Origin of the sequence: Deinococcus peraridilitoris DSM 19664 (assembly GCF_000317835.1) — a bacterium.
Classification (GTDB): Bacteria; Deinococcota; Deinococci; order Deinococcales; family Deinococcaceae; genus Deinococcus_A; species Deinococcus_A peraridilitoris.
The window spans coordinates 112,181-132,411 of sequence record NC_019793.1; the positions used below are offsets into that span (position 1 = coordinate 112,181).

Below are 20,231 nucleotides of genomic sequence, written 5' to 3' on the forward strand. Positions count from 1 at the left end.
ACCCAGTAACTCGCCCGTACTGTCCACCTCGGCCCACACGACGGTGCGTCTTGCTTACGCAAGAAGCCCGCGCCGGCCAACGCGCAGCATCCGCTCCGGCAAGCGCCGGACTTTCAGAGGTAAACCCATGAAACGAACCGCTTTGTCCGTCATGACCCTGCTGACCGCCACCCTGACCGCCACGGCTGTCGCGCAGCAACCCAAGAACGTCTTCACTGTCGTTCGCTCCAGCCAGTGGGGCGCCCAGAACCTCAATCCCTTCGCGCCCGGCGACCAGCACCTGCCGCCCACCAACAGCGCCATCTACGAGTCGCTATTTTATGTCAACCCGCTTGACGGCAAGGCCACGCCGGTCCTGGGCACCAAGTACAACTGGAGCAAGGACAACAAGACCCTCACCATCACCACCCGCGACGGCGTGAAATGGAACGACGGCAAGCCCTTCAGCGCGGGCGACGCGGCCTTCACCTTCAATTACCTCAAGCAGTTCCCGGCCCTGGACACCTCGGGCATCTGGAAGAATGGCCTCACCAGCGTGAAGGCCACGGGTAGCAACACCCTCACCTTCGCCTTCGACAAGCCCAACACGCCCATCTTCCAGTACCTGGCCGGGCAGATGATCGTGCCCGAGCACGTGTGGAGCGCAATCAAGGATCCGGTGACCGAGACCAATACCAAGCCCGTCGCCACCGGTCCCTTCACCTTCGACAGCTACAGCCAGCAGGCGCTGCGTGTCCTCAAGAATCCCAACTACTGGATGAAGGGACAGCCCTATGTGGACGCCGTCGTGTGGTACGCCACCAACGGCAACGACGCGGCGCTGCTCAAACTGCTCAAGGGCGAAGCGGACTACGGCTACGTGGGCGTGTCCGACCCCGAAGGCCAGTACGCCAAGAAAGGCGAGAACCTCAGCTACTACTGGCCGGTGACGGGGGACAACTACCTGTACTTCAACACCGCCAAGGCACCCTTCAACGATCCCGCCTTCCGCCGCGCCATCTCCCAGGCCATCAATACCAAGAACGTGGCCGAGAAAGCCTACGCGGGTGTGGCCGACGCGGCCCACAGCAGCGGGGTCATCCCGGCGCAGCAACAGCAGTGGCTGCCCGCCAGCGCCAAGAATCTGGAAGTGAAGTTCGACGCCGTAGCCGCCGACACTGCCCTCACCAAGGCGGGCTACAAGAAGAACGCTCAGGGCCGCCGCCTGGGCAAGGACGGCAAGGTGCTGCCTTCCTTCAAGATCCTGGTGGGTGCCGGCTGGACCGACTTCATCACCATGGCGCAGGTCATCGGTGAAGACCTCAAGAAGGTCGGCGTGAACACCCAGATCGACCAGCAAGCGTGGAGCTCGTACGCGGGTGGTCTGCAGACCGGCACGTACGACATGGGCATCAGCTGGGGTTGGGGCGGCGGTCCTAACCCGTATTACCTGTACAACCAGACCTTCGCGCCCGAGTACAGCGCGCCGGTCGGCAAAACGGCGGCTTCGAACCTCTCGCGCTACACCAATCCCGCCGTCACCAAGGCGCTCACGGCGTTCAAGGGCACCAGCGACACCGCCCAGCAGAAGAAGCTGATGGGCACCGTCATCACCACGGTCATGCAGGACATGCCCTGGCTGCCGCTGACCGACCGCTTCAACTTCTCGCTGTACAACACCGCGAAGTTCACCGGCATGCCCACCAAGCAAAATCCCTACACCGCCGGTGAGGCCGACGACGTGGCCGCTGCACGCCTGATGTACCTCAACGTCAAGCCCAAGCAGTAATACCTGCGTGGGGGAGAGCTCCTGACGGAGCTCTCCCCCACGTATTGGAGTGATCATGCCCTACCTTCTACGCAAGTTCGGGATTCTGCTGTTTACCCTGTGGGTGGCGGTGACCCTCAATTTCATTCTGCCGCGCCTGGTGCCCGGCGACCCGATCGGTGCCATGCTCGCCAAGTATCAGGGCAGGCTCGATCCCAGCGCCGTGGACGCCCTCAAGATCGCCTACGGCCTCAACGACCAGGGCAGCGTGGTCAGCCAGTACTTCACGTACCTGGGCAAGACCGTGCGCGGCGACTTCGGGCGCTCTATCGGGCAGTTCCCCACGCCGGTGTGGGACATCGTGGCGCAGGCAGCACCCTGGACCATCGGACTGATCGGGGTCTGCACGGTGCTGTCCTTTTTGCTGGGCAGCGCCCTGGGGCTCTACAGCGCCTGGCGCCGGGGCAGCAGGCTGGCTGACGCCCTACCGCCGCTCGCGCTGTTTCTGAACAGCATGCCCTACTTCTGGTTTGCACTGCTGCTGCTGTACCTGCTGGCCTTCAAGTACAGCTTCTTTCCCCTCAGCGGCAGTCTCGATCCCTTTCTGACGCCGTACAGCGCCGAGTGGTGGTCCTCGCTGCTGCGCCACGCGGTGCTGCCGGCGCTCACCATCATCGTGACGGCAGCGGGGGGCTGGCTGATCACCATGCGCAACAACGTGATGAGCGTGATGAGCGAGGACTACATCGCCTTTGCGCGGGCCAAGGGGCTCAGCGAGAGCAGGCTGCTGAACCGTTACGTCCTGCGCAACGCCTTGCTGCCCAGCTTCACGGCCTTCGGCATGGCGCTCGGTTTTGTGGTGGGCGGCTCGATTCTCACCGAGGTGGTGTTTTCCTACCCCGGATTGGGCTTGCAATTGTTCAACGCCGTCACCACGCTCGACTATCCCTTGATGCAGGCGATTTTTCTATTCATCGCACTGGCGGTATTGATCGCCAACTTCTTCGTGGACGCCTTGTACGCGGTGCTTGATCCGCGCGTGCGTGATGGAAAGACGGCATGAACGGCGTCATCACGATTCTGAGGCGTTCACCACGCGCCTCGCTGGGCCTGGGCATCCTGGTCACCCTGGTGCTGCTGGCCTTGCTGGCGCCCGCCTTCACAGCGCACAGCCCCACCTCACAGGCATACGGCACCTGGCTGAAGCCGGGCGGCGCACACCTGCTGGGCACCACCGCGCTGGGACAAGACATCTGGGCACAGTTGCTGTACGGCGCGCGGCTGACGCTGCTGATCGGTTTCGCTGTCGGTCTGGTCGCCACCGCCATTGCGACCGCCATGGGCCTGGCCGCTGCCTATTTCGGCGGCAAAACTGACGAAGCCATCAACGTGCTGCTGAACGTGTTTCTGGTGCTGCCGGGCCTCCCCCTCCTGATCATCGCCAGCGCTTTCCTGCGGGGCGGCGGCGTGTGGTCAATTATTCTGGTGATTTCCCTGACCGGCTGGGCCTGGGGAGCGCGCGTGCTGCGCTCGCAGGCGCTGGCGCTGCGCAACCGTGATTTCGTACAGGCCGCCGTGGCCAGCGGTGAAGGCGCGGGGCGCATCATCTTCGCCGAGATGCTGCCCAACCTGGCGGGACTGATTGCCGCCAACTTCTTTGGCACGGCGCTGTACGCCGTGCTGAGTGAAGCGGGCCTGGCGTTCCTGGGCATGGGTGACGTGAGCCAGGTGACCTGGGGCACCATGCTGTACTGGGCGCAGGCCAAGGGCTCGCTGCTGCAGGGCGCGTGGTGGTGGGTGGCCGCGCCGGGACTGTGCATCGCGCTGCTGGGGACGGCCTTCGCCCTGATCAACTTCGGCATTGACGAAGTCACCAATCCCAGGGTCATGCACGCCAACAAGGCCACGCGCGTACTGCGGCGGAAACACGCGAATGCCGCGCCGCTGGCCTCGCCGGGCAGCGCCCAATCCCTGCTGGCCATCCGCAACCTCGACGCCGGATACGTGACTCCCGGCGGCAACGTCCGCGCGGTGCGGGACGTGAGCCTCGACGTGGCGCCGGGAGAATTCTTGGGCCTGGCCGGAGAATCCGGCTGCGGCAAGAGCACGCTGGCCTTTGCTGCCACCCGCCTGCTCGACGCGCCGGGCGTGGTGTTCGGCGGCGAAGCCCGGCTGGCTGGAAAGGATCTGCTGGGACTCTCCCCTGAGGAGCTGCGGCGGGTGCGCTGGAAAGACTACAGTCTGGTGTTCCAGGCCAGCATGAACATCCTCAATCCGGTGCTGAAAGTGCGCGAGCAAGTCTATGACGCCATGCAGGCGCACGGGATACAGGACCAGGCCAAACTGGAAGCGCGCGCGCGTGAACTGTTTCAGCTGGTGGGCATCCGCGAGGATTACCTGAGTGCCTACCCCCACCAGCTCTCGGGCGGCATGAAGCAGCGCGTGGTCATCGCCATCGCCCTGGCGCTGGAGCCGAAACTGGTCGTGATGGACGAACCGACCACAGCCCTCGATGTTGTCGTACAACGCCAGATTCTGCAGGAAATCGACGCCGTCCGGCGCCGGCTGGGCATCAGCATCGTGTTTATCACCCACGACCTCAGCCTGCTGGTCGAGATGAGCGACCGCATCGCCATCATGTATGCGGGCGAAGTCGTGGAGGAAGCGAGTGCCAGCGCCATTTACACCCACCCCAAACACCCCTACACCCGCAAGCTCATGAGCGCCTTTCCGCCGCTGGAAGGTCCTCGGGAACGCCGCGCGGGCATTCCGGGACGGCCCCCCGCCCTGTCCCAGTCAATTCAGGGCTGTCCCTTCTTCGAGCGCTGCCCCAGCCGGATGCCCGGCGTGTGCAACGAAAAGCCGCTGCAGAAGTTCGACGAAGCGACCGGGCATTCCGTTGCGTGCTTTCTCTACGATCCCACGGTCGATCCCCAACGCAAGGAGCAGCATGAAGCGCTTGCCAGCGACTGAAATGGCCGCGACGAGTATCGTTGCGGACACCTCAAGTGCCCTTGAACTGCGCGGCCTGACCAAGGTGTTCAGGGTCGGGCGGTCCCAGCAGCCTGTCACCGCCGTCAATAACCTCACGCTGAGCATCAAACGCGGCGAGGTGCTCGGGCTGGTCGGCGAGAGCGGCAGCGGCAAAAGCACGGTCGCGCGCCTCATCGCGCACCTGCACGAACCCACCTCAGGTCAACTGACGGTAACCGGGAGGGAGGTTCCACGCGCCCTGCACGGAGCCGCACTGAGGCAGTTCCGCCGGCACGTGCAGATGATTTTTCAGGACCCTTTCGCGAGCCTCAATCCGCTGCACACCGTGGGGTACATTCTCTCGCGGCCCCTGAGGATTCACGGACTGGCTCGCGGCGCTGAGATACGGACGCAGGTGAACGCGTTGCTCGAACGGGTCGGGTTGTCTCCCGGCGCGAGTTACGCCGCCAAAAAGCCGCATGAACTTTCGGGCGGTCAGCGTCAGCGCGTGGTGATCGCGCGGGCGCTTGCCGCGAAGCCGCAACTGATTCTCGCCGACGAGCCGACCAGCGCGCTCGACGTGTCGATCCGGCTCGACATCATGAATTTGCTGCTCGATCTGCGCGATCAGGAAAGCCTCGCCATGCTGTTCATCACCCACGACCTGGCGGGCGCACGTTACATGAGCGACCGCGTCGCGGTAATGTACGCTGGGCACCTGGTGGAAATCGGTCCCGCAGATCAGGTCATCAACCGTCCGCAAATGCCTTACACGCAGCTCCTGAAAAGCGCCGCGCCAAATCCTGAGGCCGCACTCCGGTCCGGGCCGCTCGAAGCGCGCGGCGAGGTGCCGGACCTGAAGAACCTGCCGCCCGGCTGTCCTTTCGAGCCGCGCTGCCCTTACGCCCGACCGGTATGCCGTGACAGCTTGCCGCGCCTGTACGAAGTCGGACCGGAACATCAGTCGCGCTGCATTCTGCACGATCCGGTTCTGGCCACCCAGCCTCCCCTGCATCCCAGTCCTCAACCGGTCGCCTGACCTGACGCGTCCAGATCCCAAGGAGATTTCTGAAATGACCCAGCCCCTTTCGGCCACCGGCCAGCAGTTTGTCGCGTCCCTTCTTTCGTCCATGACGCTGGACGAAAAGATCGGCCAGATGACGCAACCTGAAAAGAACAGCGTCAAAGCCGGCGACATCGCCCGTCTGTCGCTGGGCAGCGTCCTCAGCGGTGGCGGCGGCAATCCCGAGCCGAACACCCCCATGGCCTGGCGCGCGATGGTGGAGGGCTTTCAGCAGGAAGCACTGCAGTCCCGCCTGAAAATTCCGCTGCTCTACGGCGTCGACGCCGTACACGGACACAACAACGTGGTGGGCACCACTATCTTTCCTCACAATATTGCGCTCGGCGCCACCCGCGACGCCGATCTGGTGCGTCGCATCGGGCGGGCCACCGCGCTCGAAGTGGCAGCCACCGGTGTACGCTGGGACTTCGCGCCGGCCGTGAGCATTCCGCAGGACATCCGCTGGGGCCGGACCTACGAGGGGTACAGCCAGGACCCGCAGGTCGTGTCCGAACTTGCGGTGGCGTACATCGAAGGACTGCGGGGTGAAGCCTGGAACAGCCCGACCTCGGTGCTGCCCAGCGTCAAGCATTTCGTGGCCGACGCAGCCGCGACCTGGGGCACCTCGAAACGCGTCGACCGTCAGGCGCTGAGTCTGGACCGCACGCTGGCGATTGCCAAAATGGGTCAGGGCTTTGTCGAACTGCTCGATCAGGGCGCCTGGCAGATCGATCAGGGCGACGCGCTGATCGACGAAGCGACCCTGCGTGAAGTGCACCTGCCGCCGTACAAGGCGGCCATCGACGCGGGCGCCCTGAACGTGATGGCGTCTTACAGCAGCTGGAACGGCCTCAAGATGCACGCTCACCAATACCTGCTGACCGACGTGCTCAAACAGGAACTGGGCTTTCAGGGCTTCGTCGTGAGCGACTGGGAAGCCATCGATCAGGTGCACGAGGACTTCGACCGTGCGGTGGTCCTGTCCATCAATGCTGGCATCGACATGGTGATGGTGCCCTTCGACTACGAGCGCTTCATCGCCAGCCTGAAGCGAGCGGTCCAGACCGGTGAGGTTCTTGAAGCGCGAATTGACGACGCGGTGCGGCGCATCCTGACGGCCAAGCACGCTCTGGGCCTCTTTGAGCAGCCGTACACCGACCCCGCCCTGCTGGAAGCGGTGGGCAGCGAGGCGCACCGGCACCTCGCCCGCGAAGCCGTGCGCAAGTCACTGGTGTTGCTCAAGAACGAAGGTGACGTGCTTCCCCTGCGGGCGGACGGTCCGGAGATTCTGGTGGCCGGCGCGGCGGCCGATGACATCGGGGCGCAGTGTGGCGGCTGGACGATCAGCTGGATGGGTGGACACGGCAACGTCACCCCGGGCACCAGCATCCTGGAGGGTTTTCAGCAGGCGGCGCCTGGCAAGGTGCATTTCAGTGCTGACGGTGAAGTGGAGCGCCACTACCCGGTTGGTGTGGTCGTGGTGGCCGAAGAGCCGTACGCCGAGGGAATGGGCGACCGTGCCGATCTGTCGCTGTCCGGCGAGCAACTGGCGCTGATCGAGCGGGTACGTGGACGCTGCGAGCGGCTGGTCGTGGTACTGCTGTCGGGCCGGCCCCTGATCATCACAGAGCAGATACCGCAGTGGGACGCGCTGGTAGCCGCGTGGTTGCCCGGCAGTGAGGGGCACGGCGTAGCGGAGGTGCTGTTCGGGCAGTTTCCCTTCATCGGGCGTCTGGCCTTCGACTGGCCCGCGTCGCATCACGACATTCCCCGCCGAGCGGACGCACAGTATCTTTTCCGCATCGGAGATGGGCTCAGGAGCGGCGTGGTGGTCTCGTCCTGAATACCGGGCGGTGATCGGTCCCGTCGCCGACGGGCGCGGCTTACCATACACGGCGCGCCTGTCCTCGGGCTGGCAGGGCCAATCTCAGGTGGTGGGGCGCCGCTCTCGGGCTGCCCCTCGTGTATACTCCCGAGATGATGTGGGCGCGAATGATGCGAGGCACCCCGGGCGAGTAGCGAAAGCGACATCGCACGGGGGCGCATTATGGTGCGCCCCTGAACTTTTGGACCGAGGTACCCCCAAGCCGAGGAGAACGCATGACCGAGGAAAAACGCACTTTTTACGTCACGACGGCCATTGATTACCTGACCGGTCCACCACACATCGGCCACGTCTTTGAAAAGGTACTCACCGACGCGCTCGCGCGCTACCACCGCGCCGCCGGATACGACACCTATTTCCTGACCGGCACCGACGAACACGGCGAGCGTATCCTGAAACTGGCCCGTGAGGCCGGAATGACTCCCCAGGCGTTCGCGGACGAACTGTCGAACAATGCCTTTCGCAAAACCTACGATACCCTGAACGTCAGTTACGACGACTTTATCCGCACCACGCAGGAGCGGCACAAGCGCTACGTGCAGGAAGTCCTGCAACGGGTGTACGACACGGGCGACATCTATTACGCCGAGTACGAGGGGTTGTACTCACTCGGCGCCGAACGCTTCGTGACCGAAAAGGAACTGGTCAACGGCGTCCTGCCCGGCGACAAGGAACCGCCCGAGCTTCGGCGCGAAGCCAATTACTTTTTCCGGATGGAAAAGTACCAGGCCTGGCTGCTCGAGCATTTGCAGCAAAATCCGCAGTTCATCCAGCCGAGCGGTTACCGCAATGAAGTGCTGGAGATGCTGCGTGAGCCCATCGGCGACCTGTCGATCTCGCGGCCCAGAGCCCGCGTGCCGTGGGGCATCGAGCTGCCCTGGGACCCGGAGCACGTCACGTACGTCTGGTTCGACGCCCTGCTGAATTACGTCTCGGCCCTGGAAGACGTCGGCAGGACCGACCTCTTTCCGAAAGCATGGCACGTGATCGGCAAGGACATCCTGAAACCGCACGCGGTGTTCTGGCCGACCATGCTCCGGGCCGCGGGTCTGCCGCTCTACGAAAAGCTGGTCGTGCACGCCCATATCCTGGCCGAGGACGGACGCAAGATGGGCAAGAGCCTCGGGAACGCCATCGACCCGGTCAAGCTGCTCGCCGACTTCGGCGCGGACGCCGTGCGCTACACGCTGCTGCGTGAAACCACGCTGGGCAGCGACAGCCCCTACGGTGAGAACATCCTCAAAAACCGTCTGGAAAGCGACCTCGCCAACGACCTCGGGAACCTGCTTTCCCGCACGACCAGCATGGTCCAGAAGTACCGGGGCGGCGTCGTGCCCGCTTCCGGTCCGCAAGGTCTGCGCGAGGAAGGCATCATCGCGCGCGCGCAGGCCCTGCCAGCGGAAATCATGGGACTGGTGCGCGAACTGCGTCTCAGCCAGGCCCTTGAGGCCAGCATGGAATTCGTACGTGACCTCAACCGCTACATTGCCGAAAGCAAGCCCTGGGATCTCGCCAAGAAGGAAGAGCAGGCTGCACAGCTCGATACCGTGCTCTACACCGCCATCGAGGGCCTGCGGGTCGCGAGCGTGCTGCTGGAAAGCGCCATCCCCAACAAGGCGGTTGCCCTGCGCGAACAGCTCGGCCTGGGTGGACAAAACTACCCTCTGCAAGGCGCCTGGGGACTCACGCCGGCTGGCACGACCGTGCAGAGTGGGCCGATTCTGTTCCCCAAAGCCGACGCAGACCTGAAAAAGGGCGAGGACGCGGGCAAGAAGCCCCCGGCCACTTCCACTGCACCCACCCCTGGCCCAGCAGCTCCGGCCAATCCCGCTGCTGCGCGGACGCCCGAGGTTGCGCCCCAGGAGACCCTGCCTGAAATCAGCATCGACGACTTTGCGCGTCTGGATCTGCGCATCGCCCAGGTGATCGCGGCGCAGGCGGTTGAGAAGGCCGACAAGCTGCTCAAGCTCACCGTCAGGCTGGGCGACGAGGAGCGTACGGTCGTCTCGGGAATTCGCAAGTGGTTCGCTCCGGAAGACCTCGTAGGACGCAAGGTGGTGCTGGTGGCCAACCTCAAGCCGGTCAAACTGCGCGGCATTTTGAGTCAGGGCATGGTTCTGGCCGCCGAAGACGCCGAAGGCAACCTCGACCTCGTGGGAACCGGAATGGACCTTCCCAGCGGAACCAAGGTGCGCTGAGGAAACGTAAAGATAAGCAGCAAAACGAACGAGGAATCCGGCTTGATGCTGGTTTCCTCGTTCGTTTTCTCTTGTTCCGAAGCGCGCAGGGGCGCTCTGCTCTCGGCGCTCTGCGGGCGCTAAACTTCGGCCACGGGTACCTGGGGGCGGTCCTCGCCCGACTTCTCACCGCGCTTGGGCAGACGCAGGTTGGGCAGGGCCAACGTGACCAGAAAGGCGGCCAGACCGATCAGAATGCTGATCAGGTAGATACGGCTGATGGCGTTGGCAAAGCTGACCTTAACAGCGCGCGAAATCCGGTCGATGGTGGTGCCGGTCTGCGCGAGGGCCTGGGTCTCGGCCTGGCTGAGGCTGGCCAGCGCGCCCCGCAAGGCCTGCTCGGAAGCGGCGTTGGCTGTTTCCGAGCCCGCAGGAACCTGCCCGGCAGCGCTCAGCTGGGAAAGCAGGCCGCGAACGTTCTCCGGCGTGCGCTCGTCTTCGCGCAGTCGGGCGATGGCCGCCGGGTCCCGCTCCCGCAGGGCACGGGTGACCAAGTCACGCTGCCGGCCGAAGGCCTCGCGCACGCCCGCTTCTGCTTGGGCGCGCACGGTTGCGGGATCGAATCCCGGGCGGGTTCCGCCCTCGGCCTGACCGAAAGGCGCAATCTGACTTTGCAGGGCGAAGGGAGCGCTGCGCTGCACCTCGGCGAGATTCGCCTTGAACTCGCTCGTCAGGCCGGCGGTCAGAATCGCGCCGAACACGGCCGCGCCCATCGTGCTGCCCATCTGCTGAAAAAAGGTGCCGCTGGAGGTCGCGACGCCGATCTCATAAGGCTTCACGGCGTTCTGCAGCGCCAGGGTATAGAGCGGCAGCGCGGGGCCCAGACCCAGACCCAGCGCGACCATGCGGGCCACCACCGCCCAGTAGGGGGTATCGACGTTCATGGTGCTCAGCCACCAGAAAGCTACGGTGGCCACCGCGAGACCACCCAGCATCAGGAACTTGTAGTAACCGACGCGCGACGCCACCTGACCTGAACCGATGGCGCCCGCGATGATGCCCATGGTCAGCGGAATGGTGGCGGTGCCGGCTGCCGTCGCCGTGACGCCCTTGACGTTCACGAGGTACAGGCTGAGAAACAGAATGGCGCCCAGAAAACCCGCACCGATCAGAAAGCGCGCAATCACGCTCCAGGTGAAGGTCGGATTTCTGAACAGGGTCAGCGGCAGCACCGGACTCTCATGGCGCGCCTCGGCAAACAGAAAGGCCACCAGCGACGCGGCACTGAGGGCGAACAGACCCAAAATGGTCGGGCTGGTCCAGCTGTAGACCGAGTCCGAACCCCAGGTCAGCGCCAGCAGCAGCGGCACGGAGAACAGTACGATCAGCACGCTGCCCAGGAGATCAATTTTCGGCTTGAGGCCGCTCGCCAGAATGGGCATACGAGTGGCGATGAAGGAAAGCGCCACCAGACCAATCGGCACATTGACGTAAAACACCCAGCGCCAGGAAATGTTATCGGTTAGGAATCCACCCAGCAGTGGACCGATAACGCTCGAAAGGCCGAACACCGCGCCGAAGAGTCCTTGGTAGCGCGCCCGGTCGGCGGGCGCAAAAAGGTCGGCGATGATGGCAAAAGCGATCGAGGTCAGCGCCGCCGCGCCCACACCCTGCAGCCCACGAAATACAATCAGCTGCATCATGCCCCCGCCGAACAGGTTGCCCAGAAAGGGCTCGCCCGCAGCGCCACACAGCATCGATCCGATCAGAAAGACGGCAATGCCGAACATCAGGACCGGCTTGCGTCCATAGATGTCGCTGAGCTTGCCGTAGATCGGCAGCAGGGCAGTACTGACCAGCAGGTAGGCGGTGGTGACCCAGGCATACAGATTCAGCCCCTGCAGATCCGCGACGATTTTGGGCAGTGCCGTGGAGACAATGGTCTGATCGAGGGCGCTGAGAAACAGCCCGAGCAGCACACCGATCAGGATCAGGCGTTTGGTGGGAAAGTCGAGCACTTCGGCGTAGTTGGTGGCTTGCGCTGCGGGCGGTCTGGTCATTGCGGGTCTCTTTCGCTAAAAAGACACGACGGGTGTCCGGCACCGGCGAGGTGACCGAGCAGCTCGTCCAGGGCGTCCTGTGCACGGGCCAGGACGGCGTCCGGGACTCCTGCGAGCAGCGTGCCGTACGCCTGGGCGCTGATGCGCTCGAACTGCTCGAGCAACCGGCTGCCCTTGGGTGTGAGCATCACGATTTTCTGGCGACGATTCTCGGGGTCCTCGCGCCGTGCGAGCAGTCCACGTCGCACCAGCCGGTTCACGAGATGGCTTGCCGCCGGCAGGCTGAGGTGCGCACGCTGCGCCAGGGCGGTGACGCTGAGCTGACCGGCAGCGCGCAGCTGAAAAAGGCTGCCCATCTGCCGGAACGAAAGCTCGTGGCCGTGCATGTCTCCGGCCATCTGACTCATCAGGTATGGAGCAAGCAACTTCTGCAGGCGCCGGACCCGCAGACCCAGATCAAGTGCGGCCTGCGAATGGGCAGCCGAAGGATCGTTCATGCAGCAAACTGTGCAATAGTTGCAAGCTTGCAACTGTGTGACACTTAACATGATAGGTGTAACAGCGCAAGTGGCAGAGTACCGCCCTTGAAAGTTCCGGGGTAAAGTAGTCGGGATATGGACGACAAGATCAAGATTCCGACGCAAGGCGAAAAGATCACCCTCACGGACGGCAAACTGAACGTGCCGGACCAGCCCATCATTCCCTTCGTCGAAGGCGACGGCACCGGCCCCGACATCTGGCGCGCCTCGGTGCGGGTGCTCGACGCCGCCGTCGAGAAGGCCTACGGCGGCAAGCGCAAGATCGAGTGGCTCGAAGTCTACGCGGGCGAAAAAGCCAACGAGGTCTACGGTGAGACCATCTGGCTGCCCCAGGGCACCATCGACGCTTTTGGCGAGTATCTGGTCGGCATCAAGGGTCCGCTCACCACGCCCGTGGGCGGCGGCATCCGCTCGATCAACGTGGCGCTGCGTCAGGAACTCGATCTGTACGCCTGCGTGCGTCCCGTGAAGTACTTCGACGGCGTGCCCAGCCCCATGAAGCAGCCCGAGCTGGTCGACATGACCATCTTCCGTGAAAACACCGAGGACATCTATGCGGGCATCGAGTACAAAGCCGGCACGCCCGAGGCCGCCAAAATGCGCGACTTTCTGATCAACGAGATGGGCGTCAGCAAGATTCGCTTTCCCGACTCCAGCAGCTTCGGCGTCAAGCCCGTCTCCAAGGAGGGCAGTGAGCGCCTGATTCGCGCGGCCATTCAGTACGCCATCGACAACGGCCGCAAGAGCGTCAGCCTGGTGCACAAGGGCAACATCATGAAGTTCACCGAGGGCGCGTTCCGCGACTGGGGTTACGAGCTCGCCAAGCGCGAATTCGGCGCCACCGAGATCGACGGCGGACCCTGGTGCCAGTTGCCGGGCGGTATCATCATCAAGGACATCATCGCCGACAACTTCCTGCAGCAGATCCTGCTGCGCCCTGCCGATTACGACGTGATCGCCACCTTGAACCTCAACGGCGATTACCTCTCCGACGCGCTCGCGGCGCAGGTGGGCGGCATCGGCATTGCGCCCGGCGCCAACATCAACTACCTCACCGGCCACGCCGTCTTCGAAGCGACCCACGGTACCGCGCCCAAGTACGCCGGCAAGGACGTCATCAACCCGTCGAGCGTGATCCTGTCAGGCGAGATGCTGCTGCGCCACCTCGGCTGGAACGAGGCCGCCGATCTGGTGGTCGCGGGCCTCGACAAGACCATCTCGCAGAAAAACGTCACCTACGACTTCGCGCGCGCCATGCCCGGCGCCACCGAGGTCAAGACCAGCGAGTTCGCCGACCACATCATTGCCAACATGTAAAACCGCAGGTGAAGAGCTTCGTGAAAGGCGGGCCAGTGGCCCGCCTTTTTGCAATCGGCGACCATGGTCGCCGCGCCGCGTGAAAGTCCGATAAACTGTCTGCGCATGTGGCGTCTTTTCACCAGCCTCCTCGCCGTGGTGCTCCTCGCGGGCATCGCACTTGCGGCCCTGTACCTGTTCGGGCAGTTGCTGGGCTTTTTGGGGGTATTCCTGGCGGGCAGCGCCCTGGTGCTGGCCAAGCTGGTGTGGTACCTGCTGCTTGCCGCGCTGTTGGGTGGACTGACGTACTTCATGGCCAGCCTCTACCGCCGACCGTGACCGTTGGGAGTCTCTCCTTTTTGGCGTGACTCGTTATGAACTGGCGCTCCGAGGAATTTTAGGGGTTCATCACGCGCCCCAGGAAACGCCCGCGCACAATAAGGAACGATGGCAGTTCTGCGCTGGTCTCCGGCGGCTTTCACGGGCGCACGTACCGGGATCATTCTCGCGGCGCTGGTGCTGCCGCGTTTCACCGCCGACACGCCCGAGCAGGTGATCGATCAGGCCGCCTCTGTCGTGGCGCGCGCCACCGGCGGCGTGGTCACGCCTTGCCCGAGTACGACACCGGCAGTGTCAGGCGAGCCTCAGCTTCTTGCGGCACGCTCGGGCAGGCAGCGAATGGTCTGTGTGCGTTCGCCCGGCGCGCCCTACGAGGTCGTCGAACAGCTGGACACTTCGCTGCGAAATCGCTGGTCGACGTCATGGCGTGCCGAGCAGTACCGCGACGTGCCCGTCAACGCCTTCCGGCATCAGGGGCAATTGCTGGGCGTCAGCGCCGAACGCGCGGCCGCAGGAACGCTGCTGCGCCTGCAGGGTGCCGGTACGCTCACCGCCGAAGTGGGCTGGCACGAACAGAACAGGCCGCCGAATCGTGAGACAGGCGAACTGCCGGTTATTCCTCCGCTCGCCACACGCGACGCGGCCCCGGTCGCGGCCACAACCCCGGCGCCGGAGCCCACCCCACCGCGCACAACGCCGGATTCACCCAAGCCTGCCACCACCCAGGCGCCCCGACCGACGCCCGAACCCGCCCTGCCACCTCGCTCCACGGACACGGCGCCGCCTACCACACCACGGTCGCCCGTTCAGGCTCCTGCTCCACCCGTCGAAACTCCTCCCCCAGCAAAACCCTCCCCCAGGAATGCCGCTGTGGCGTCCCCACAGGACAGCGAAGCAGAGACCCCGCTGCCCCCACCCGAGGCGCTTCCCGCACCACCTGCCACTTTGCGTTCCGCACCTCAGGAAAGTGCCAGCGGTAATCTGGCGCAGCCAGATACGCTCCGCCCTCCGGCAGACCGCCCTTCGGAAGACACGTTCACGCGCGCCTTGTCGCTGAGCGAGCCGCGTCTGACCGGCGAAGATGTCCGGCGCGTCCAGAACCGGCTCATGGACGTGGCAGGAATGGCGCGTGGTCCCGGGGGAGACGGCTGGTATGGCCCCACCACCGAAAGAACGGTCAGGGCATTTCAGGAGGCCAATGGCCTCAGCGCAACGGGCACCGTGGACCGCGCCACCTGGGAGCGGCTCTTTTCCGAGCAGGCCCAGACTTTCGCGGTGCGGGCCGCCGAGACTCCTCCAGCCCCCCAGACGAACGCACAACCGCCCGAAACGAAGACAGAGTCACCAGCGCCGCCTGCCGAAACGACCGGGGGTCCGGATAATTTCGTGCGGGAATTGTCACTGGGCGAGCCCCGCATGCACGGAGAGGATGTTCGTCGGGTTCAGAACCGGCTGGTAGATGTGGCGGGAATGCCGCGTGGATCCGGTGGCGACGGCTGGTACGGACCACGTACACAGGCGACCGTGCGGGCATTTCAGCAAGCCAACGGCCTGCCGGTGACCGGCGTGGTCGACCAGGCCACCTGGAAACGGCTGTTCTCAGGCACGGCGCGGGCCTTCGCCCAGGCGGACGTCGAGGCACAGCAGTAACCGCTCTGGCGCAGGGCGAGAACCCCGACTGAACCACGAAAGCGCCTCACGAACCGGGCTATAGTGAATTCCTGGCGGCGTGTACCGCCGCCTTTCTCATGACCGCCCGTCACCTGCCAAGCGTCCGGTTCGACGCTCGCACACCGGACAGCGGTCCTCACATCAATCACCTTCGACGAGGGGCTCGGCCACGATTTCTGCCGGGCTTTTCGCGCCCCTGGAGAGCGTTTGAATTACTGGCGTGATCAACTCAAACCCCTGCTCGACGACGAGACCGGCACCATTCACAAGCAGGCGCCGATCCGCGTGACGCTGGCCTTCCCGAACCGCTACAGCGTCGGTATGGCCAGCCTGGGGTATCAGGTCATCTACCGCATGTTCAACAACGAGGAAGGCGTCGCCTGCGAACGCGCCTTTCTACCCGACGAACCCGAAAACTTCCGTGGCGCGCTGCCCACCGTCGAGACGGGCCGTAACGCCGGGGACTGCGAACTCTTTGCGATGAGCGTGTCCTTCGAGCTCGACCTCACCAACATCATTCGTACACTCGACGTGGCGGGCCTTGCCCCACTGCGCGAGGAGCGTGACGAGCGCGATCCGATCGTGATGATCGGCGGGCCCTTCACAAGCAGCAACCCGTATCCCCTGACGCCCTTTGCGGACATCATCGCCATCGGCGACGGTGAGCAGCTGGTGCCGGTCATCAGCGAGGCGCTGCGCGAAGCGTCGGGGCGCGAGGATTTCTTTGACCTGATCGACGGCGTGCCGGGCATCTTCCTGCCGCATCGTCACGTGCACGAGCCCAAGTGGGCGACCGCACCCAAGGAACTGCTGCCGGCCTACAGCCAGATCGTCACACCGCACTCGGAACTGAGCAACATGTTCCTGGTCGAAGCGCAGCGCGGCTGCCCACGTCCCTGCACCTTCTGCTTGGCGCGGACCATGTACGGTCCCAACCGCAACAACGGCGGCGACGAGCTGCTCGAGAGAATCCCGGACTGGGCCACCAAGGTCGGGCTGGTGGGCGCGGCGCTGAGCGATTTCCCGCACACCAAGTACGTGGGCCGGACCCTCACGGAGCGCGGCGTCAAGTTGGGCGTCTCGAGCATCCGTGCCGACACCGTCGACGAGGAACTCGCTGCGATTCTCAAGGCGGGTGGCCTGCGGACGTTCACGGTCGCGTCTGACGCCCCGAGCGAGCGCCTGCGCCGCTGGCTCAAGAAGGGCATCACCACCGAGGACCTGCTCAAGACGGCCCACATCAGCCGCAACCTGGGCTTTTCGGGCCTCAAGGTCTACATGATGATCGGCCTCGGCCCGGAAACCGACGAGGACATCACCGAGCTGATTTCCTTCACGAAAGAACTCGCCAAGGTCAACCGTATCGCGCTGGGGGTCTCCCCTTTCGTGCCCAAGCGGCACACCCCGCACTTCGCCGACGCCTTTGCGGGTGTCAAGGTAATCGAAGGCCGCCTGAAGCGCATCCAGAAAGAGCTCCGCACGGTGGCCGAGCTGCGCAATGTCAGCGCCAAGTGGGCCTGGGTGGAGAGCGTCATCGCGCGGGGTGGCGCCGAGATCGGTATGGCCGCCTACCGCCTCTACAAGAACGAGAGCATCGGCGAGTGGAAGAAAGTCCTCGACGAGATGGGCTGGCACGACGAGTTCGAGGAGAACCGCGCAGTCATCGATCTGCCACCAGGGCAGCTGCTGCGCGGCGTGAGCGCGCACGCGGGCGGACTGTCCATTTAAGCAGCGTTCTGAAGTGCTCCAGTAAGGTGAAGTGCTCAAATCAAAGGCCGCTCCGGAAGAGCGGCCTTTTCTGACGGTTACGGCGTCAGCGCATGAACAGCGGAATCGACTTCAGGACCGTCTGGTAGACGCCCCACAGCAGCGGGATGCTCACCAGAATCCAGGCGAAGGCCAGTTTGCCGGTGGGAACGTGTTGGGTTTCGGGGTCGTGCACGCGTTGGTCGCTCATGTCCTACCTCGTCTTCTCAGCGGTTGGAAGTCGTGCTCGTGCCGGTGGGGAGCAGAGGGGTCTGCTCGGTGTCGGTCGTCGGAATGCGGTGGAAGCGCGGATTGACCGGACGGACCATCAGGTTACAGATGAAGCCCACAACCAGCAGTCCCGCCATGATGTACATGGTGGTCGAGTAGGCCTGAGCGGGCGGAATACCGCTCTCGATCTGCGTCTGACGGATGAAGTTGACCAGGAAGGGACCCACGACCGCCGCCAGCGACCACGCGAGCAGCAGGCGGCCGTGAATCGCGCCGACCTGGTAGGTGCCAAACAGGTCACGCAGGTAAGCGGGAATCGTCGCAAAGCCGCCCCCATACATCGTCAGGATGATCGCGAAGCCCACCACAAAGAGTTCGACGCTGCCGATCCGGCCGGTGTAGGGCACCAGAAAGTACAGCACGGCGCCCAGCGCAAAGAACGTGAAGTAGGTATTCTTGCGCCCGATCTTGTCGGAGAGCGAGGACCACAGAAAGCGGCCCCCCATGTTGAAGAGACTCAGGAGGCCGACAAATCCCCCGGCGGCGGCGGCGGTCACGGCGGCGCGCTCACCGACGGCGGCCGCGGAGAACATTTCCTGAATCATCACGGACGCCTGGCCGAGAACACCGATGCCGGCGGTCACGTTCAGGAAGAGAATCGCGAAGAGCAGCCAGAACTGCGGGGTACGGATGGCCGTGTCGGCGTCCACATTGGCAGTGGTGATCATGCGGTTCTCGGTTGTCTTGGGCACCCAGCCGACCGGCTTCCAGCCCGGAGGCGGCACGCGCACGGTGAACACCCCGAACATCATGAAGATGAAATACGCGATGGCCATTGTCACGAAGGTGGCCCCGATGCCCTGCGCGGGCACGCCACCACCATAGTAGTTCATGAGGGACACGAACAGCGGCGCGGCAACGAGCGCGGCGCCGCCAAAGCCCATGATGGCCATGCCAGTGGCCACGCCCGGACGGTCGGGAAACCATTTGATCAGGGTGGACACCGGTGAGATGTACCCGAGGCCCAGACCGATGCCACCCAGCACACCGTTGCCCAGGTAGATCAGCCACAGCTGCTTGGTGTAGTACCCCACCGCCGCCAGCAGAAACCCACCGCAAAAGCACACGGCGGAGGTGAACATGGTCATACGCGGGCCGACGCGCTCGACCCACTTGCCGAAGATGGCCGCCGAAGCGCCCAGCACGGCAAGCGCAATCGAGAAGATCCAGCCGATGGCCAGCAGGCTCCAGCCCCCGTGCGCGTTCAGGGGTGCGTTGAAGACACTGTAGGCGTAGATACTGCCGATGGAAAGGTGAACGGCGAGCGCCGCGGGTGGCACGAGCCAGCGGTTATAGCCGGGCTCGGCAACGGAATGTGCACGGTCTAGAAAGGACATCAGGGACCTCCGGGAGAGCGTTGACAGGTGGCTTTTACGGTCGGCCGCCCTTAAAGCGGTTGTCAAAGACATTGATAGGTTTTTGATCAATGTCTTTGATCGAGCGGAGCGAGTGACCTTGACCAGGAGCGTTTGGAAGCGGGCAGGCGTCCTCATGGGCGTCCGTTCTGCCCAAGACAATGGAATTGATGGAGTGTCTTCCTCCAAGGGTGGAATGGACAAACGCTTTAGGGCGGCGAGGTGGCGCTCGGCGCCAGAGCCCGTGAGGAGGTCAGTGCCAAGCGCTCGGCACCGCAGTACACGTTGAAGCGGCCTTCGCGCACGAACCCCAGCAGCGTCTGCCCAAAACTCTCGGCGACCTCGATGGCCAAGCTGGACGGCGCGGAGACTGCCACGATGACCGGAATTCCGGCCAACGCGGCCTTCTGGGAAATCTCAAAGCCCGCCCGGCTGCTGACGACCAGCAGATGGTCGCTCAGGGGAAGCAGGTCCTGACGAAGCGCCCAACCGATCAGTTTGTCGACCGCGTTGTGGCGCCCGATGTCCTCGCGCACGGCGAGCAGCTGCCCGCGCGCATCACACAGGGCGGCGCCGTGCAGGCCGCCCGTGGACTCAAAGAGCGTCTGGCGCTTGCGCAGTTTCTCCGGAAGCCCGCCGAGGAGTTCGGGATCGAGCGGCGGCGCGTTCCAAGCGGCAGGCGCGGCTCGCAGCGCCAGCATTTCGATGCTGCCGGTGCCGCACACACCGCAGGCGCTGCTGGTGAAGCTGTTGCGCGAGAGGCGGCGCAGGACTTGAAATCCCGAGCGCAACTGAATGCGCACGACGTTCGGATTGACCTCTTCGCCCTCCTGCCACACGTCAAGGCTCAGGACATCTCGTGCCTTGTGAATGGCGCCTTCGGCGTGCAGCAGCCCTAGCACCAGGTCCTCGTCGGCGCCGGGCGTGCGCATGGTGAGCGCCACCGAATGCTCCTCGTCACCCTGCACAAGGCGGATTTCAAGGGGTTCCTCGGTGACGACCTCGTCAGGTTCTTCATGGCAGCAGGGCGTCTGCTGTCTGTAGCGCAGAACGGTGCGGGAAGTGCGGGGCGACGTCACGCCGGAGTCC

The 20,231-nt window shown here is 64.3% G+C and carries 15 protein-coding genes; 10 read left to right on the top strand and 5 right to left on the bottom strand.

Features of this window, described 5'->3' with window-relative positions:
• Positions 1–127: 127 nt before the first annotated feature.
• The 6 genes from DEIPE_RS00430 to metG all read left to right on the top strand — a co-directional run bounded on the left by DEIPE_RS00430 (position 128) and on the right by metG (position 9,866).
• Positions 128–1,768 (top strand): ABC transporter substrate-binding protein, encoded by a 1,641-nt coding sequence (locus DEIPE_RS00430; protein ID WP_015234008.1) that lies wholly within the window; start codon positions 128–130, stop codon positions 1,766–1,768.
• A 55-nt stretch (positions 1,769–1,823) separates the two neighbouring features.
• On the top strand, positions 1,824–2,810 hold the full coding sequence (locus DEIPE_RS00435; RefSeq protein ID WP_015234009.1) for an ABC transporter permease: 987 nt from the start codon (positions 1,824–1,826) through the stop codon (positions 2,808–2,810).
• Positions 2,807–4,720: a dipeptide/oligopeptide/nickel ABC transporter permease/ATP-binding protein gene (locus DEIPE_RS00440; protein WP_015234010.1), complete on the top strand. Its 1,914-nt coding sequence runs from the start codon at positions 2,807–2,809 to the stop codon at positions 4,718–4,720. Before DEIPE_RS00435 ends, DEIPE_RS00440 begins: the two co-directional genes overlap by 4 nt.
• Positions 4,698–5,759, top strand: coding sequence for an ABC transporter ATP-binding protein (locus tag DEIPE_RS00445; RefSeq protein WP_015234011.1), 1,062 nt, complete (start codon positions 4,698–4,700; stop codon positions 5,757–5,759). Before DEIPE_RS00440 ends, DEIPE_RS00445 begins: the two co-directional genes overlap by 23 nt.
• A 34-nt stretch (positions 5,760–5,793) precedes the next feature.
• Positions 5,794–7,626, top strand: a complete 1,833-nt coding sequence (locus DEIPE_RS00450) for a glycoside hydrolase family 3 protein (protein WP_015234012.1) — start codon at positions 5,794–5,796, stop codon at positions 7,624–7,626.
• Between the two features lie 257 nt (positions 7,627–7,883).
• Positions 7,884–9,866, top strand: a complete 1,983-nt coding sequence (gene metG, locus DEIPE_RS00455) for a methionine--tRNA ligase (protein WP_015234013.1) — start codon at positions 7,884–7,886, stop codon at positions 9,864–9,866.
• A 119-nt stretch (positions 9,867–9,985) separates the two neighbouring features.
• Here metG and DEIPE_RS00460 read toward each other — a convergent pair whose 3' ends face one another.
• Positions 9,986–11,905 (bottom strand): MDR family MFS transporter, encoded by a 1,920-nt coding sequence (locus DEIPE_RS00460; protein ID WP_015234014.1) that lies wholly within the window; start codon positions 11,903–11,905, stop codon positions 9,986–9,988.
• Complete coding sequence (locus DEIPE_RS21820) at positions 11,902–12,402, bottom strand: MarR family winged helix-turn-helix transcriptional regulator (RefSeq protein ID WP_015234015.1); 501 nt, start codon at positions 12,400–12,402, stop codon at positions 11,902–11,904. The genes DEIPE_RS00460 and DEIPE_RS21820 overlap by 4 nt, the downstream gene beginning before the upstream one ends.
• Before the next feature lie 117 nt (positions 12,403–12,519).
• Between DEIPE_RS21820 and icd the strand changes: the two genes are divergently transcribed.
• From icd to DEIPE_RS00485, 4 genes are all read left to right on the top strand, one after another.
• Positions 12,520–13,761, top strand: a complete 1,242-nt coding sequence (icd, locus tag DEIPE_RS00470) for an NADP-dependent isocitrate dehydrogenase (RefSeq protein WP_015234016.1) — start codon at positions 12,520–12,522, stop codon at positions 13,759–13,761.
• Between the two features lie 105 nt (positions 13,762–13,866).
• Positions 13,867–14,079 (top strand): hypothetical protein, encoded by a 213-nt coding sequence (locus DEIPE_RS00475; RefSeq protein WP_041230607.1) that lies wholly within the window; start codon positions 13,867–13,869, stop codon positions 14,077–14,079.
• 108 nt (positions 14,080–14,187) lie between these two features.
• Positions 14,188–15,729, top strand: coding sequence for a peptidoglycan-binding domain-containing protein (locus DEIPE_RS21825; protein ID WP_015234018.1), 1,542 nt, complete (start codon positions 14,188–14,190; stop codon positions 15,727–15,729).
• A 228-nt stretch (positions 15,730–15,957) separates the two neighbouring features.
• The gene (locus DEIPE_RS00485; RefSeq protein WP_015234019.1) at positions 15,958–17,478 is read left to right on the top strand and encodes a B12-binding domain-containing radical SAM protein; all 1,521 of its coding nucleotides are present in this window, start codon (positions 15,958–15,960) and stop codon (positions 17,476–17,478) included.
• Positions 17,479–17,563: 85 nt separating this feature from the next.
• On the opposite strand, the gene DEIPE_RS24415 is transcribed toward DEIPE_RS00485, so the two are convergent.
• The 3 genes from DEIPE_RS24415 to fdhD form a co-directional block, all read right to left on the bottom strand.
• Complete coding sequence (locus DEIPE_RS24415) at positions 17,564–17,707, bottom strand: MFS transporter small subunit (protein WP_015234020.1); 144 nt, start codon at positions 17,705–17,707, stop codon at positions 17,564–17,566.
• A gap of 16 nt (positions 17,708–17,723) precedes the next feature.
• Positions 17,724–19,124, bottom strand: coding sequence for an L-lactate MFS transporter (locus tag DEIPE_RS00490; RefSeq protein ID WP_015234021.1), 1,401 nt, complete (start codon positions 19,122–19,124; stop codon positions 17,724–17,726).
• Positions 19,125–19,351: 227 nt separating this feature from the next.
• On the bottom strand, positions 19,352–20,221 hold the full coding sequence (gene fdhD, locus DEIPE_RS00495; RefSeq protein ID WP_015234022.1) for a formate dehydrogenase accessory sulfurtransferase FdhD: 870 nt from the start codon (positions 20,219–20,221) through the stop codon (positions 19,352–19,354).
• Between the last annotated feature and the right edge of the window lie 10 nt (positions 20,222–20,231).